Source organism: Kitasatospora sp. NPDC056273 (assembly GCF_042268845.1).
GTDB lineage: Bacteria > Actinomycetota > Actinomycetes > Streptomycetales > Streptomycetaceae > Kitasatospora.
Window position 1 is genome coordinate 1 of sequence record NZ_JBHJSJ010000032.1, and the last position, 15,546, is coordinate 15,546.

The 15,546-nt window shown below is 74.6% G+C and carries 12 protein-coding genes and 1 pseudogene; 5 read left to right on the forward strand and 8 right to left on the reverse strand.

Annotated features, from left to right (window positions below):
• Window positions 1–140: 140 nt before the first annotated feature.
• Both ACFCY1_RS25645 and ACFCY1_RS25650 read right to left on the reverse strand, forming a co-directional pair.
• Window positions 141–959 (reverse strand): inositol monophosphatase family protein, encoded by an 819-nt coding sequence (locus ACFCY1_RS25645; protein WP_079272792.1) that lies wholly within the window; start codon window positions 957–959, stop codon window positions 141–143.
• A 78-nt stretch (window positions 960–1,037) separates the two neighbouring features.
• Window positions 1,038–2,195, reverse strand: a complete 1,158-nt coding sequence (locus tag ACFCY1_RS25650; RefSeq protein ID WP_375876168.1) for a ferrochelatase — start codon at window positions 2,193–2,195, stop codon at window positions 1,038–1,040.
• Between the two features lie 131 nt (window positions 2,196–2,326).
• Here ACFCY1_RS25650 and ACFCY1_RS25655 point away from each other — a divergent pair, with 131 nt between their 5' ends.
• Both ACFCY1_RS25655 and ACFCY1_RS25660 read left to right on the forward strand, forming a co-directional pair.
• Complete coding sequence (locus ACFCY1_RS25655) at window positions 2,327–3,595, forward strand: MFS transporter (RefSeq protein WP_074005651.1); 1,269 nt, start codon at window positions 2,327–2,329, stop codon at window positions 3,593–3,595.
• Between the two features lie 103 nt (window positions 3,596–3,698).
• Entirely contained in the window at window positions 3,699–5,021 is a 1,323-nt protein-coding gene (locus ACFCY1_RS25660) for a D-arabinono-1,4-lactone oxidase (protein WP_375876169.1), read from the forward strand.
• On the opposite strand, the gene ACFCY1_RS25665 is transcribed toward ACFCY1_RS25660, so the two are convergent.
• On the reverse strand, window positions 5,018–5,899 hold the full coding sequence (locus ACFCY1_RS25665; protein ID WP_375876170.1) for a hypothetical protein: 882 nt from the start codon (window positions 5,897–5,899) through the stop codon (window positions 5,018–5,020). The genes ACFCY1_RS25660 and ACFCY1_RS25665 overlap by 4 nt on opposite strands.
• Before the next feature lie 517 nt (window positions 5,900–6,416).
• Here ACFCY1_RS25665 and sepH point away from each other — a divergent pair.
• Window positions 6,417–7,490, forward strand: a pseudogene (sepH, locus tag ACFCY1_RS25670) (septation protein SepH); the annotation flags it as partial.
• A 65-nt stretch (window positions 7,491–7,555) separates the two neighbouring features.
• On the opposite strand, the gene ACFCY1_RS25675 reads toward sepH, so the two are convergent.
• Window positions 7,556–8,434 carry a sulfurtransferase gene (locus ACFCY1_RS25675; RefSeq protein ID WP_375876171.1) on the reverse strand — a complete coding sequence of 293 codons (879 nt, stop codon included), beginning with the start codon at window positions 8,432–8,434 and terminating at the stop codon, window positions 7,556–7,558.
• A 251-nt stretch (window positions 8,435–8,685) separates the two neighbouring features.
• Here ACFCY1_RS25675 and ACFCY1_RS25680 point away from each other — a divergent pair, with 251 nt between their 5' ends.
• Window positions 8,686–9,429: a VOC family protein gene (locus ACFCY1_RS25680; RefSeq protein WP_310593192.1), complete on the forward strand. Its 744-nt coding sequence runs from the start codon at window positions 8,686–8,688 to the stop codon at window positions 9,427–9,429.
• 11 nt (window positions 9,430–9,440) lie between these two features.
• Here ACFCY1_RS25680 and ACFCY1_RS25685 read toward each other — a convergent pair whose 3' ends face one another.
• From ACFCY1_RS25685 to ACFCY1_RS25700, 4 genes are all read right to left on the reverse strand, one after another.
• On the reverse strand, window positions 9,441–10,097 hold the full coding sequence (locus tag ACFCY1_RS25685; RefSeq protein ID WP_074005657.1) for a thymidine kinase: 657 nt from the start codon (window positions 10,095–10,097) through the stop codon (window positions 9,441–9,443).
• 61 nt (window positions 10,098–10,158) lie between these two features.
• On the reverse strand, window positions 10,159–11,346 hold the full coding sequence (locus ACFCY1_RS25690; RefSeq protein ID WP_049653320.1) for an alkaline phosphatase family protein: 1,188 nt from the start codon (window positions 11,344–11,346) through the stop codon (window positions 10,159–10,161).
• A 44-nt stretch (window positions 11,347–11,390) separates the two neighbouring features.
• Window positions 11,391–11,990, reverse strand: coding sequence for a DUF5998 family protein (locus ACFCY1_RS25695; RefSeq protein WP_049653318.1), 600 nt, complete (start codon window positions 11,988–11,990; stop codon window positions 11,391–11,393).
• Between the two features lie 91 nt (window positions 11,991–12,081).
• Window positions 12,082–14,898, reverse strand: a complete 2,817-nt coding sequence (locus tag ACFCY1_RS25700) for a GNAT family N-acetyltransferase (protein ID WP_375876172.1) — start codon at window positions 14,896–14,898, stop codon at window positions 12,082–12,084.
• Window positions 14,899–15,125: 227 nt separating this feature from the next.
• Here ACFCY1_RS25700 and ACFCY1_RS25705 point away from each other — a divergent pair, with 227 nt between their 5' ends.
• A complete protein-coding gene (locus ACFCY1_RS25705) occupies window positions 15,126–15,407 on the forward strand; it encodes an HPr family phosphocarrier protein (RefSeq protein ID WP_049653316.1) in 282 nt (93 codons plus the stop codon).
• The last annotated feature ends 139 nt before the right edge of the window (window positions 15,408–15,546 follow it).

The following is a 15,546-nucleotide window of genomic DNA, read 5'->3' on the forward strand; positions in this document are numbered from 1 at the left end:
GGGGGGCGGTGACAACCCCGGCCCGGGCCACCCCCTTTTTGTGGGGTCTCTTCGCTGGCGGGGGGGCCTCCCCCCCGGGCCCGGCCCCCGGGCGGGCCCGCCCCGCGGCGGGGTTCCGGGGGGGGGCCCGGCGGAACCGGTCAGTCCGCCCAGGCGCGCAGCGCGGCCAGCCGCTCCTGGAGCGGCTGGTACACGCCCGGAGCGGCGGCCACGGTCAGCTCGCCGTCCGGCCCGTGCCCGGGCCGGCCGCCGACCAGGGCGCCGGCCTCGGTGGCGATCAGGCAGCCGGCCGCCCGGTCCCAGGGGGCCAGGCCGCGCTCGTAGTAGCCGTCCAGCCGCCCGGCGGCGACGTCGCACAGGTCCACCGCGGCCGCCCCGCCCCGGCGGATGTCCCGCACCTCCGGCATCAGCGCCAGCAGCACCTCGGCCTGCCGGACCCGCACCGGCTGGACGTAGTTGAAGCCGGTGGCGATCAGCGCCTGGCCCCAGGGCGGGGCCGGGCGAGCCGAGAGCGGGCGGCCGTCGAGGCGGGCGCCGCGGCCCAGGACGGCGTGGAACAGCTCGCCGCGGGCCGGCGCGTACACCACGCCGACGACCGCCCGGCCGTCCACCTCGGCGGCCACGCTGACCGCCCAGGAGGGCAGCCCGTAAAGGTAGTTGACCGTTCCGTCGAGCGGGTCCACGACCCAGCGGACCCCGCTGGTGCCCGGCCGCTCGGCACCCTCCTCGCCCAGGTAGCCGTCCTCGGGGCGGCGGTCGGTGATCAGCTCCAGGACGAGCTTCTCGGAGGCGAGGTCCATCTCGGTGACCACGTCGACCGGACTGCTCTTGGTACCGGCCACGCCGAGGTCGGCCGGGCGGCCGTCGCGCAGCAGGGCGCCGGCCTGCCGGGCCGCGTCCAGGGCGACCTCCAGCAGGTCGTCGAGGAGGCCGTCGTCGGGCAGGGCGGGGGTGGGCACGGGGGTTCTCCTCCGGGGCGACGGGACGAGCGGGACGGGCAGGACTGGCGGGACGGGTGGAGCGGGCGGGACGGGCGGTCAGCGCTCGGCGACGGCCGGACGCGGGGCCCGCGGGTTGGGGCAGCAGGCCACCGCGCACACGTCGTGGCTGGGGCCGAGGGCGCCCAGGGCGCAGCGGGTCACCGGCTCGCCGCGCTCGGTGGCGGCGCGCTCCAGGACGAGCTCGCGCACGGCGGCGGTGAACCGGGGGTCGGCGCCGACGGTGGCGGCGCGGGAGACCGGCAGGCCGATCTCCGCGGCCTTGGCGACGGCCTCGGTGTCGAGGTCGTACTTGACCTCCATGTGGTCGGAGACGAAGCCGATCGGGACCATCACCACGGCGGGCGCGCCGTCGGCGTGCTGGGCCTCCAGGTGGTCGCAGATGTCGGGTTCCAGCCACGGGATGTGCGGGGCCCCGCTGCGGCTCTGGTAGACCAGCTCCCACGGCCGATCGGCCACGCCGGTGCGCTCGGCCAGCGCGGCGGCGATCAGCCGGGCCACGTCCAGGTGCTGGGCGACGTACGCGCCGCCGGGCTCGCCGCGGGCCGGGTCGTCCGGGGCGCCGGAGGACTCGGCCATGGAGTGCGGGATGGAGTGGGTGGTGAACGCCAGCCGGGCGCCGGCGCGGACGGCCTCGGGCAGCTCGTCCAGGGCGGCCAGGGCGGCGTCGACCATCGGCTCGACGAAGCCCGGGTGGTTGTAGAAGTGCCGCAGCTTGTCGACCCGCAGGGCGGGCCCGCCCTCCTCGGCGAGCGCGGCCAGCGCGTCGGCCAGGTTCTCCCGGTACTGGCGGCAGCCCGAGTAACCGGCGTACGCGCTGGTGGCGAGCACGGCGATCCGGCGGTGCCCGTCGGCGGCCAGCTCCCGCAGGGTGTCGACCAGGTAGGGCGCCCAGTTCCGGTTGCCCCAGTAGACCGGGAGGTCCAGCCCGTGCTCGGCGAAGTCCTCGCGCAGCGCGGCGAGCAGCTCGCGGTTCTGCCCGTTGATCGGGCTGACCCCGCCGAACATGAAGTAGTGCTTGCCCACCTCCTTCAGCCGCTCCTTGGGGATGCCGCGGCCGCGGGTGACGTTCTCCAGGAACGGGACGACGTCCTCGGGGCCCTCGGGCCCGCCGAAGGACAGCAGCAGCAAGGCGTCATACGGCTGCGGCGCTGCCGGGGCGGCGCCGGACGGGGAGGGTTTGCGCGCGTCGGACATGGAACCGATCCTGCCACTGAGGGACCGGGCACCGTCGCCGGGGCCGCGCGAGTGCCCGGAAAATACCGTTTGCCAACGTACGTAAGCTGTGTTTGCCAGCCTTGTTCCTTACTCCCCCGCCCGGAGCTCCCGTGCTGTCCAGCTACCGCCAGATATTCGCCTCCCCCGGCACTCTGGCCTTCTCCACCACCGGCTTCGTCTCCCGACTGCCGATCTCCATGACCGGGATCGGCATCGTGACCATGCTGTCCCAGCTCCGGGGCTCCTACGGGGTCGCCGGCCTGGTCTCGGCCTGCCTCGCGGTCTCCGCCGCGATCCTCGGACCGCAGGTCTCCCGGCTGGTGGACCGGCACGGCCAGCGCAGGATCATCGTCCCCGCCATGGCGCTCACCATCGTCGCCGTCACCGGCCTGCTGCTCTGCGCCCGGCTGGAGGCCCCGGACTGGACGCTGTTCGTCTTCGCCGCCGGCATGGGCGTGATGCCGAGCACCGGCGCGATGGTCCGCGCCCGCTGGGCCCACCTCTACCGCGAGGACACCGGCAAGCTGCACACCGCCTACTCCTTCGAGGCCGTGGTCGACGAGGTCTGCTTCATCGTCGGCCCGATCCTCTCCATCGGCCTGGCCACCTCCGTCTTCCCCGAGGCCGGCGTGCTGCTCGCCGGGATCTTCCTCGCCGTCGGCGTCCTGCTGTTCGCCGGGCAGCGCTCCACCGAGCCGCCGGTCCATCCGGCCGCCCGGCAGGAGGGCGGCTCGGTCATCCTCAACCGCGGCCTCCAGACGCTGATCCTGACCTTCGTCGCCACCGGCGCGATCTTCGGCTCGGTCGAGGTGGTCACCGTCGCCTACGCCGAGGCCCAGGGCCACAAGTCGATCTCCAGCGTGATCCTCGCCCTCTGGGCGCTCGGGTCCTGCCTGGCCGGGGTCGTCTTCGGCACCCTCAAGCTCACCGGCTCGATGGCGGTCCGCTTCCTCGTCGGCGTCCTGTTCATGGCCGTCAGCATGGTGCCGCTGCTGCTGGTCGCCCACGCGGTGCACGGCATCGGCGGGCTGGTCGTGGTCGGAGCCGCGCTGCTGGTCGCCGGCATCGCCATCTCCCCCACCCTGATCACCGCGATGGCCCTGGTCGAGCGGCTCGTCCCGGCCGCCCAGCTGACCGAGGGCATGACCTGGACCACCACCGGCCTGGCCCTCGGCGTCGCGGCCGGCTCCTCGGCCGGCGGCTGGGTGATCGACGCCTCCGGCGCCGCCGCGGGCTACTGGGTGCCGCTGGCCGCCGGCCTGCTCGGAGTGGTCGCCGCCCTCGCCGGCCTCGGCCGGCTGCGCGCCGGCCTGACCGCCGAAGCCGGCGCCGGGACGGCCGCCGAAGGGGCCGGACGGACCGTAGACGCCGAACGGTGAACTGACTAGCCTCGCCCTACCCACGGGGCTACCCATGGGTAGGGCGGCTGCGCCGCCCCGGACCGCGCCGAACCCGTTCGGCCACGGAGCAGGAGGCAGCGCAATGCCCCAGGCCAGTACCGCGACCCCCACCCGGTGGACCAACTGGGCCGGCAACCAGAGCGCCCGGCCCGCCCGGGCCGCCGCCCCCGGCACCGTGGAGGAACTGGCCAGGGAGATCCGGCGGGCCGCCGAACAGGGCCGCACCGTCAAGGCCGTCGGATCCGGCCACTCCTTCACCTCGATCGCCTCCGCCGACGACGGCGTCCAGATCCGCCCGCACGCGCTCACCGCCGTCCGCGAGATCGACCGCGAGGCCGGCACCATCACCGTCGAATCCGGCCTCCCGCTGCACCGGCTCAACCGCGTCCTCGCCACCGAGGGCCTCTCGCTGACCAACATGGGCGACATCGAGGTCCAGACCGTGGCCGGCGCCACCAGCACCGGCACCCACGGCACCGGCCGCGACTCCGGCTCGCTGGCCGCCCAGATCCGCGCGCTGGAGATCGTCCTCGCCGACGGCACCGTCCGGCACTGCTCCCCCACCGAGAACCCCCGGCTCTTCCAGGGCGCCCGGCTCGGCCTCGGCGCCCTCGGCGTGATCACCGCGCTCACCTTCGGCGTCGAACCGGCCTTCCTGCTCACCGCGCACGAGCAGCCGATGGGCTTCGACGAGGTGCTGGAGCGCCTGGACGACCTCACCGCCGTCAACGAGCACTTCGAGTTCTACTGGTTCCCGCACACCGACCGCTGCTCCACCAAGCGCAACAACCGCAGCCAGGGGCCGGCCGCCCCGCTGCCCCGGTTCAAGGAGTGGCTGGAGGACGACTTCCTCTCCAACACCGTCTGGGAGGGGGCCTGCCGGGTCGGCCGGCGCTTCCCCGGCTCGATCCCCTCGATCGCCTCGCTGGCCAGCCGGGCCTGGTCCGAGCGCAGCTTCACCGACACCGCGTACAAGGTGTTCACCAGCCCGCGCAAGGTCCGCTTCGTGGAGATGGAGTACGCGGTGCCGCGCGCGGCCGTCGGCGAGGTGCTGCGCGAGCTGAAGTCCCTGGTCGAGCGCTCCGACTGGAAGGTCGGCTTCCCGGTCGAGGTGCGCTTCGCCCCCGCCGACGACCTCTGGCTCTCCACCGCCTCCGGCCGGGACAGCGCCTACATCGCCGTCCACCTCTACCGGGGCACCGCCGACCAGGGCTACTTCACCGGCGTGGAACAGCTGATGACCGCCCATCAGGGACGGCCCCACTGGGGCAAGCTGCACACCCGCGACGCCGCGTACCTGGCCGGCGTCTACCCGCACTTCGGCGACTTCACCGCACTGCGCGACGAGGTCGACCCGCGGCGGCTGTTCGGCAACGACTACCTGCGCCGGGTGCTGGGCGACTAGGGCGTCGCCGCGTTGTTCCCGTCGGCCGGCGGCGGGGCCACCGGCGCCTTCACCGGTTCGTTCGCCGGGGCGCTGTTCGGCGCCGTCGGCTGCGGGGTCGCTCCGCCGGTGGGCTTCCCGCCGCCCGCCGACGGGGAGGCGCCGGCCGACGGGGTCGCGCTCGGGCCGGCCGAGGGCGAGCCCGTTCCCGCGCCGGTGCTCGGCGTGTCGACCGGCTCCCGGCCCGGCCGGGTGGTCGACGGGGCGGAGGCGCCGCCGGAGGGCGCGTTGTCCTGCCCCTGCTTCCCGTTCCCGCCCTGGGACGGCCGCTCCGGCGGGGCGTCCTGTTGCCGGGAGGGCTTGGGCGCTACCGAGCCGCCGAAGGACGTGCCGTTGCCGGACTCGCCCTTGACCGTCGCCGACACCGGCTGCCCGGTGGCCAGTTCGAACACCACGATCGGCGTCATCGCCAGCACGAAGACCAGCCCGGACACCGCCGCGTACGTCTTCCAGCCCCACCGGCGACGCGCCCGGACCACCTGCGGCTCGTTCCACTCCGAGGTGATCACCGGCGGCTGCACCCGCGTCTCCGGCAGCTCGGACTCGACCGGCACCTGGCGCAGGGTGTTGGCGGCCTGGTTCGGCCCCCGGTCCACCGCCTCGCGCAGCTGCTCGCCGGTCCGCTTGAAGATGTGCTGGAACACCGCGCCGCCGGTGGTGGCCCCGATGCTCACCACGGCGGCGCCCAGGATCGTGCCGTACACCCCCAGTTCGGAGGCCAGCAGCGCACCCACCACCGTGGCCAGCGCACTCGCCGCGACCTGAGCCACACTCAGATCGATGCGCCTGCGCTCCTCCTTGGCCTTGCCGCCCTCCTCGGCGGGGCTCCGCTCCGGCATCAACATCCCTCGGTCCCTACGGCTGTTCTTCGTACAAGGCTCTCCATCTTGCCCAAAGAAGGACACAAGGGACGAAAATGCGGTTCTCGGCGCCCGGATTGTGTGAAGATGATCACCGTCCGTCCGGCGGTGGTCCGCCATCGGGGGAGCACGCTCTTGAGATTCCCGTGAATCGCGGGAGACTTGAGCGGCGAGCCGCCCCTGTGGATGCCACGAATGGAGTACTGTTCGTAAAGCCCGAGCCTTGGGTCGACTTGTCGACTGCGCCCCCACCGGCAGCTTGACAAGGAGACACGGACCGGGCACGCACGGCGACGCCCGTCCCGGATCGTCGCGTTCACTGCGCGTGCGAGGACGGCCGGGACACCCAGGCGCGACGTCAACCGATGGCGTGGCAAAAAGGCAACCGTGCCACAGCGGCGTGCGCGGGCGTAAGCCCGACACGCCGGGGAACTCAGCAAGGTTGTGGCCAGTCGCGAGTGGGCAGGCCACACTCAGTACGGGAGCAGCGACGCAGGTGACGTCGGCAGGCACCACCCGGGAGGTAACCGTGCCCGAACTGCGGGTTGTGGCCGTCAGCAACGACGGCACACGGCTGGTGCTCAAGGCTGCCGACAGCACGGAGTACACCCTTCCCATCGACGAACGGCTGCGCGCCGCCATCCGTGGCGACCGGCCGCGCCTCGGCCAGATCGAGATCGAGGTCGAGAGCCACCTCCGCCCCCGGGACATCCAGGCGCGGATACGAGCCGGTGCCTCCGCGGAGGAGGTCGCCCAGGCCGCCGGGATCTCCGTCGACCGCGTCCGCCGCTTCGAGGGCCCGGTGCTCGCCGAGCGCGCCTTCATGGCCGAGCGCGCCCGCAAGACCGCCATCCGCCGCAACGGCGAGTCCCCCGGCCCGCAGCTCGGCGAGGCCGTCGCCGAGCGGCTCGCGCTGCGCGGCGCCGAGAAGGAGACCGAGCGCTGGGACTCCTGGCGGCGCGACGACGGCACCTGGGAGGTCATCCTCTCCTACCGGGCCGACGGCGAGGGCCGCAGCGCCTCCTGGACGTACGACCCGCCCCGGCGCCTGGTCCAGCCCAACGACGACGAGGCCCGCGCGCTGATCGGCGAGAACGTCGAGCGCGAGGAGGAGTCGGTCTTCCCGTTCATCCCGCGGATCGCCCGGCTCCCCCAGGACCGGCCGCCCCGCCCGATGATCGACCGGCCCTCGGCCGACCGCATCATGTCGTCCCGCGAGGTCCGCGAGTCGCGGGAGGCCACCGCCGACGCCCGGGACTCGCTGACCAGCCTGCTCGACGTGGTCCCCGCCTTCCGCGGCGACCTCGCCGTCGGCGCCCCCGCCCCGATCGAGCCGGTGCCCGCGGAGGTCGCCGAGGAGACCGAGGAGTCGGCCGCGGCGGCCGCCGCCCCGGCGGTCGGTGCGGGCTCGGCCTACGCCGACATCCTGATGCCGCGCGCCGTCGCCCCGCACCGCGAGCGCCTGGTCGGCACCACCGACCGGCAGGCCGAGGCGGACGGCGTCCGGCCCGGGCGCGGGGCAACGGGCCCCTGCTGGTACTTTCTCTTAGTGGGACGCCGGCTAAATAAGCTGGTGTTGCGACGCCGATGGGGGGGTTGGCCCGGCCTCCCGCCCCTTCGACATGCCCGGGGAGATCAGCCCGGCTGGTCGGTGACCGCCACCGGACGCGCCCCGTCGCTCGACCACTCGCTCCACGAGCCCGGGTACAGCGCGGCCGGCAGGCCCGCCACCTCCAGCGCCAGGACCTGGTGCGCCGCCGTCACGCCCGAACCGCAGTACACCGCCGTCTCCCGCTCCCCCGCACCCAGCCCACGGAACCGGGCGGCCAGCTCGGCGGCCGGCCGGAAGCGGCCGTCCGGGCCCACGTTGTCGGCCGTCGGCGCCGAGACCGCGCCCGGGATGTGCCCGGCCCGCGGGTCCACCGGCTCGGTCTCGCCCCGGTAGCGCTCCCCGGACCGGGCGTCCAGCAGCAGGCCGCGGCGGGCCCAGGCCGCGGCGCCGTCCCCGTCCACCGTCGGCAGCTGCCCCGGCACCGGCTTGAAGTCGCCCTCGCCGGGCTCCGGCAGCTCGGCCGTCACCGGCAGCCCGGCCGCCTGCCAGGCCGCGAAGCCGCCGTCCAGCACCCGGACGTCCCGGTGCCCGGCCCAGCGCAGCAGCCACCAGGCCCGGGCCGCGGCCATCGAGGCCGCGCCGTCGTACACCACGACCGGGCGCCCCGCGCTCACCCCGAAGCGGCGCATCGCCGCGCCGAACTCCTCCGGGTCCGGCAGCGGGTGGCGCCCGCCCCGGCCGGGGGCGCCGGGCGGGGCCGCCAGGTCCCGGTCCAGCTCCACGAAGTGGGCGCCGGGCAGGTGGCCGACCCGGTACTCCTCGGCCGCGGTCGGGCCGCCCGGCGCGGCACCGACCAGCTGGTAGCGCACGTCCAGCAGCACCGGCGGCAGCGCGGAGGCCAGCGCCTCCCGCAGCCCGGCCGCGGAGATCAGCGGGGAACCGTCGTTGTAGGTGGTGGTCATGGCGGCCATTGTCGCGCAGCGCCGCCCCGGCGGCGGGTGATCGGGATTCCCGCCGCCCCCGGACCCGACGGAATCCGACGCGAATCCGGCGGGAAACCGCGGGACACGCCCGACCCGTCGCTCTTTGTGGGGTCTTTGCCGGACTTTCCGCGCGGCCCGAGGGTTGGGCGCCCGCCAGGGTGGAAGCATCACCCTCGCGCGCGAGGATTTCCGTGCGCCAACCACCCACGAGGAGGCCCGCATTGCCCGCGGTGGAACTCCGACTGGCCCAGGGCACGCCCTGCTGGGTCAGCCTGCTGACCGACGACCTGCCCGGCGCCCGCGCCTTCTACGGCGCCCTGCTCGGCTGGACGTACACGCCCGGGCCCGGCCAGCTCGGCGACTACGTCCGGGCCGAGCTCGACGGGGCGCCGGTGGCCGGCCTCGGCGTCTCCACCGCCACCGGCTTCCCGGTGCAGTGGACCACCTACTTCGCCGTGGACGACGCCGACCGCACCGCCCAACTGGTCCGCGAGTGCGGCGGAACCGTCGCCGTCGGGCCGCTCCAGGCCGAGCGCGCCGGGCGGATGGCCATCGCCGCCGACGTCTCCGGGGCGGTCTTCGGCCTCTGGCAGGGCGAGGAGCACCTCGGCCGGGAGGCCGGCCGCGAACCGGGCGCCCCGGCCTGGGCCGAACTGCTCACCCCCGACGCGGAGGGCGCCGCCGGCTTCTACTCCACCGTCCTCGACCGCCCGGTCCGCTCCGGCCCGGAGGAGACCGCGCTGCTGGTGGACGGCCGGCCGGTCGCCGGCATCCGGCACCGCGCCGAGCTGCGCGGCCACCCGCCGCGCTGGCGCACCCACTTCGTGGTCCGCGACGCCGAGCTGACCGCCCGGCACACCCTCGGACTCGGCGGCCGGGTCCTGGTCGAACCGCACGACACCGCCCGCGGCCGCGCCGCCCGGCTGGCCGACCCGCAGGGCGGGCACTTCTCCGTCCTGGAGGTGCTTCCCTAGGGCCCCGGCTCTCAGGCCTGCTGCTCCTCGAAGGGCAGCACGTCCGGGGAGAGCACCGAGGCGTGCGCCGTCGCGGCGGTCAGCCGGCGGCGGTGGTGGCGGCGGCACAGCACCTCGTAGCCGACCTCGTCCCGGTCCACCGAGATGTCGCCGATCACCACCTGGGCGCCCTCGACGACCATCACCCCGCCGACCGTCCGGGCGTTGTGGGTGGCCCGCGCACCGCACCAGCAGAGCGCCTCGACCTGGAGCACCTCCACCCGGTCGGCCAGCTCGATCAGCCGCTGCGAGCCCGGGAACAGCCGGGTGCGGAAGTCGGTGGTGATCCCGAAGGTGTAGACGTCGATGTCCAGTTCGTCCACCACCCGGGCCAGCTGGTCGACCTGCTCGGCGGCGAAGAACTGGGCCTCGTCGCAGATCAGGTAGTCCACCCGGCCGCCGGCCGACAGCCGGTGCACCACGTGCGCGTGGAAGTCGAAGTCGTCCGTCACCTCGACCGCGTCGGCGCGCAGGCCCAGCCGGCTGGAGATCGTCGCCGCGCCCGCCCGGTCGTTGCGGGTGAGGATCACGCCCTGCCGGCCGCGCGCGGTGTGGTTGTGGTCCATCTGCAGCGCCAGCGTCGACTTGCCGCAGTCCATCGTGCCCGAGAAGAACACCAGTTCAGCCATGGGTGGAGCAAGGGCCTTTCACATCAAGGGAATTCGGGCGCAGAAGAGTCGATCGAGCGGCTCAGCCGCGGACTTCGAGCAGCGGCACGAACTGCTCGACCGGGGTCATCGAACCGTGCAGACCGATCATCGCGGACTCGCCGGGCTCGTTGCGGGAGGCGGTGATCGCGATGTCGTCGCGCGCCGCGGCGACCACGTCGCCGATCCGCGCGTACACCCGCTCGTCCACGGCCGGGCCGAACCAGCCCGCCGCGATCGCCTGGTCCCGGGTGGCCACCCACATCCGGTCGCCCAGCACCTCGCTCCAGACCGCGTGCACGTCGGCCGCGGCCCCCGGCACCGCGTACACGTGCCGGGCCCGGCCCTCGCCGCCGAGCAGGGCGACGCCGGCGCCCAGCTCCCAGTCCTCGTCGAAGTCGATCCGGTCCTCCGGGGCGATGTCGATCATGCCGTGGTCGGCCGTCACGTACATCGCCGAACGCGGCGGCAGCTGCGCGGCCAGCCGGCGGGCCAGCCGGTCCACCGCGTCCAGCGTCATCCGCCACTCGTCCGAGTCCACGCCGAAGCGGTGGCCCGCGCCGTCCAGCTCGCTGACGTACGTGTACACCAGCGCCCGGTCGTGCTCGGCCAGCCAGGAGGCCGCCAGGTCCATCCGCTCCTCGCCCGTGGTGCGGCCGAGGAAGGTGCCGCCGGACAGCGCCACCCTGGTCAGCGGGGTCTGGGCGAACAGCGGGGAGGAGACCTGCGCGGTCGCCACCCCGGCCTGGTGGGTGCGCTCGAAGACCGTCGGGTACGGCTGCCAGGCGTGCGGCTCGGTCGGCGGCTGCCAGCGCAGCTGGTTCATCAGGTAGCCGGCGCCCGGCACCGCCACCGTGTACCCGGCCAGGCCGTGCAGGCCCGGCGGCGTACCGGTGCCGACCGAGGCCAGCGAGGTCGCCGTGGTGGACGGGAAGCCCGCGGTCAGCGGACGGCCGCTGCCCCCCATCGAGCTCCCGGCCAGCGAGGACAGGAACGGCGCGTACTCGGGGTGGCGCAGCAGCAGCTCCCAGCCCAGGCCGTCCACCAGGAACACCACCACCCGGTCCGCCGGGGCGATCGGGAGCGTCGCGGTGAACCCGGGGACGCCCAGCCCCGCCGCCACCGAGGGCAGCAGGTCGCACAGCGAACCACTGCCGTACGGGGGCGCGGGGGCCGTGGCCGGGTCAAGGATCTCGAAGGCGTCGTAGCCGTCGGCAGGAACGAAGGACATGGAACCGGATTCGTAGCGGTGCGGTCGGTCGGAAGCGGCGGAACTCAGACCCGCGGGCCGGTGCTGATCGTCGCGTCGGACAGCGCCCGGGCGAACACCAGCGCCTGGGACACCGTCTCCGGGCCGTCGCCGGCCTCGCTCACCCGCAGGGAGAGGTCGTCGGCCGTGGCCGAGCCGGTGTAGCCGTGGTCGGCCTCGCAGTTCGGGTCCGAACAGCCGGCCGGCTCCAGGTCCAGGCGCTGCACCGCGCCCCAGCCGATCGTCAGCACCACCTCGCGCGGCAGGGTGCCCGGGGTGTACGTCTCCGGGTTCGCCACCATCCGGCTCACCACCACCGAACCGATCCGGTCCAGCCGGACGCTCTCCGTCGAGGTCGTCGCGAACGGCACCGCCGGGCTGCCCTCGGCCCCGGACTGCTCGTCCGTGTGGCTCACCACGAACCGGGTCGGGGTGAGGACCAGCACCGTGACGTGCCGGCGCACCTCGTTGGCGTCGAAGGTCGTCTCCTGGTGCACCAGGTAGGAGCTGATCGGCTCCGGGCCCACCGCGGACTCGACCGCCTCGGACACCAGGGCCGGGTAGTAGCCGCTGCGCTCGATAGCCGAGCGCAGGTCCTGAGTGGTGGTGGTACCGGTCTTCGCCATATCTCCATCCTGGCATGGTCCGCCGACGAAGCGGGCGGCACGGCGCCGAGCTTCGGACAACAGCGCCCGGGCAGGGCGCAACCAAGGAAGGTTACAGCGTGCTCATCGCGCGCGGGCCCAGATCGCTGCGGACCGGCAGCGGCGCCACCCGCACCCGCGCCCCCAGGATCGCCAGTCCGTGCGGGGCCACGACCACCGGTTCGAGATCCACCGAGGCGATCTCCGGCACGTCGTCCACCAGCTGCGACACCCGTAGCAGCAGTTCCTCCAGTGCGTCGGTGTCCACCGACTCGGCGCCGCGCCAGCCGAACAGCAGCGGCGCCGCCCGCACCTCCCGGATCAGCCCGGCGACGTCCTGGTCGGTGGCCGGAACCAGTCGGTGCGCGGTGTCGCCCAGCAGTTCGGCCGGGGCGCCGGCCAGGCCGAAGGAGAGGATCGCGCCGACCGCCGGGTCCACCGTGGCGGCGATCACGGTGTCCACGCCGCGCGGCGCCATCCGCTGGACCACCAGCTCGGCCTGCGCGGCGCCGCCGAGCAGCGCGTCCAGCTCGCGGTGGGCGCGGCGCAGGCCCGCCTCATCGGTCAGGTCCAGCCGGACGCTGCCCAGGTCGGGGCGGTGGCGCAGGTGCGGGGCGGTCGCCTTGAGGGCCACCGGGTAGCCGAGCGCCGCGGCGGCTGCGACGGCGGCCTCCTCGTCCGGGGCCGGCCGCACCGGCGAGACGTCGATCCCGTAGCGGGCCAGCAGCTCCTGCGCCTCGGCCTCGGACAGGGTGATCCGCGCGCCACCGGGCTGGGTGCGTGCGGCGACGGCGGCCCGGGTGCTCAGCGCCGCCTCCACCAGCCGGCGGGCGCCGGGCTCGTCGATCCGGTCCAGCTCGGGGACGCGCGCCGTCTCCTCCGCCGCGGCCGTGCGGCGGCGCCACTGCGCGTAGTGCACGGCGTGGGCGAGGGCGTGCACGGCCCGCTCGGGCGCCGCGTACGCGGGGATGCCGCCGGGGCGCAGCCGGACCGGCAGGTCGGTCAGCGCCAGGTGGGTGAGCACCAGCGGCTTGCCCAGCTCCCGGGCGCGGCCACCGGCTTCGAGCAGCGCGGCGGCGATCTCCGGGTCGTCCGAGCCCATCGCGGGGTCGTCCTCGCCGGTCAGCCGGCCGCCCATGAAGGCGTGGGCGGAGGTGCCGATCGGCGGGATGGCGACGGCGATCACCGCGTCCACGGCCGGATCGGCGAGCGCGACGTCCAGGGCGATCCGGAAGTTCTCGCCGGTCGCGGCGGTGGTGAGGTCGACGGGCGTGCACGGGCGCAGGCCGGCGCTCAGCAGGGCGTCGTAGGTGAGCAGGCCGAGCGAGTCGGAGTTGCCGACCACCGCGACCCGGTTCCCCGGCGGCAACGGCTGCTGGGCCAGCAGCTCGCCGGTGTCGTACAGCTCGGTGATGGTCGACACCCGGATGACGCCCGCCTGCTCGAACAGCGCGTCCACGGTGGCGTCGCGCAGGCCGGTGGCGGTGGCGGGGACGGCGTGGCCGGGCGGCAGGCTGCCGGTGTGCCGGGCGCCCTTGACCACCACGACCGGCTTGACGGCGGCCAGCCGGCGGGCGATCCGGGTGAACTTGCGCGGGTTGCCGAAGGACTCCAGGTACAGCAGCACCACCTGGGTGGCCTCGTCCTCGGCCCAGTACTGGAGGAAGTCGTTGCCGGAGACGTCGGAGCGGTTGCCGACCGAGGCGAAGGAGGAGACGCCGAGGCCGCGCTTGTGGGAGGCCTCCAGCAGGGCCACGCCGATCGCGCCGGACTGGCAGAAGATCCCGAAGCCGCCGCGGCCGGGCAGGCGCGGGGCGAGCGAGGCGTTCAGCGGGCGCTCGGGATCGGTGTTGATCAGGCCGAAGGCGTTCGGGCCGATCACCCGCATGCCGGCCGCGCGGGCCTGGCGGACCAGCGCGCGCTGCCGGTCCCGGCCCTCCGGACCGGTCTCCGCGTAGCCGGCGGTGACCACCACCAGGCCCTGCACCCCGTGGGCGCCGCACTCGGCGACGGCGGCCGGGACGGCGCCCTCGGGGACGGCGATCACCGCGAGGTCCACCGGCCCGGGAATGTCCAGAATCGAACGGTGGACCGGGACGCCGTCCAGCTCGGTGCCGGGCGCGGCGTTGCGGTTCACGGCGTACACCGGGCGGTCGGCCGGGGCCTCGTCCCCCAGCAGGTCGCGCAGGATGGCCCGGCCGACGGTCTGCGGGGTGCGGGAGACCCCGATCACCGCCACCGAGCGCGGGGTGAGCAGGCGCTGCACCGACCGTGCCTCGGCGCGGTGCTCGCGGGCGCGCATCACGGCGAGCGAGCGGTCGGTCTGCTCCAGGTCGAACTCCAGGTGCACCACGCCGTCGGCGAAGCTGCGGTGCTGGGTGTAGCCGGCGTCGGTGAAGACCTTCACCATCTTCCGGTTCTCCGGCAGCACTTCGGCCTGGAAGCGGCGGATGCCGCGCTCCTGCGCGACCGCCGCGATGTGCTCCAGCAGGGCGGAGGCCACGCCGCGGCCCTGGTGGGCGTCCTGCACCAGGAAGGCCACCTCGGCGTCGGTGCCGGTCTCGGAGGGGCGGCCCTCGGCGTCGATCCGGTCGTACCGGACGGTGGCGATGAAGCGGTCGCGGACCACCACCGCGAGGCCCACCCGGTTCACGAAGTCGTGGTGGGTGAAGCGGCGGACGTCCTTGTCGGAGAGCCGCGGATAGGGGGCGAAGAACCGGAAGTACTTGGACTGGTCCGACACCTGCCCGTAGAACTCCACGAGCCGTCCGGCGTCGTCGGGGGTGATCGGCCGGATCCGGGCCGTACCTCCGTCACGCAGCAGGATGTCCGCTTCCCAGTGCTGCGGATAGTCGGGTTGCGCGGGGTTCGCCACCGCGGGGTCTTCCACATTCGTCAGGTTATCCGGCGGCGAGCCGAATGGCGCCGGGCGCGTGCTCACGGCAGGGTGGACAGGGCCGTCGACCGGGGTTTATGCCCCGAAAAGAAACAATCACAAGTCCTGAACGCTGCGGTTCCCAGGGGCCGCCTGCGTGCAACACTGGTCTAGACAACATGGCCGTTTCCCCCCGCTCACCGAGCACGGCCGTGACCAGCTTCACCGGAAAGGCACGTCTCATGGCTGAGCGCCGCGTCACCATCGGTTGGGCCGAGGGCCTGCACGCCCGTCCCGCCTCCGTCTTCGTCCGGGCCGTCACGGCCACCGGCGTGCCGATCACCATCGCCAAGCCGGGCGGCAACCCGGTCAACGCCGCCTCCATGCTCGGCCTCCTCGGCCTGGGCGCCCAGGGCGGCGACGAGGTCATCCTCGCCTCCGACGCCGAGAACGCCGACGACGCGCTCGACCGCCTCGCCAAGCTCGTCTCCGAGGGCCTCGACGAGCTCCCCGCCGCGGCCTGAGCCGCGCAGCACGCACCCGATCGGGGTGGCGGCGGCAGAGGGCGCCGCCCCCCACAGGCGTGGCGCCCGCCGGGTCCGGCCCGCCGGGGGCACCAAGGAAGCGCACCAACAGCGTGGGGGTGGGCGCCAACACCGACAG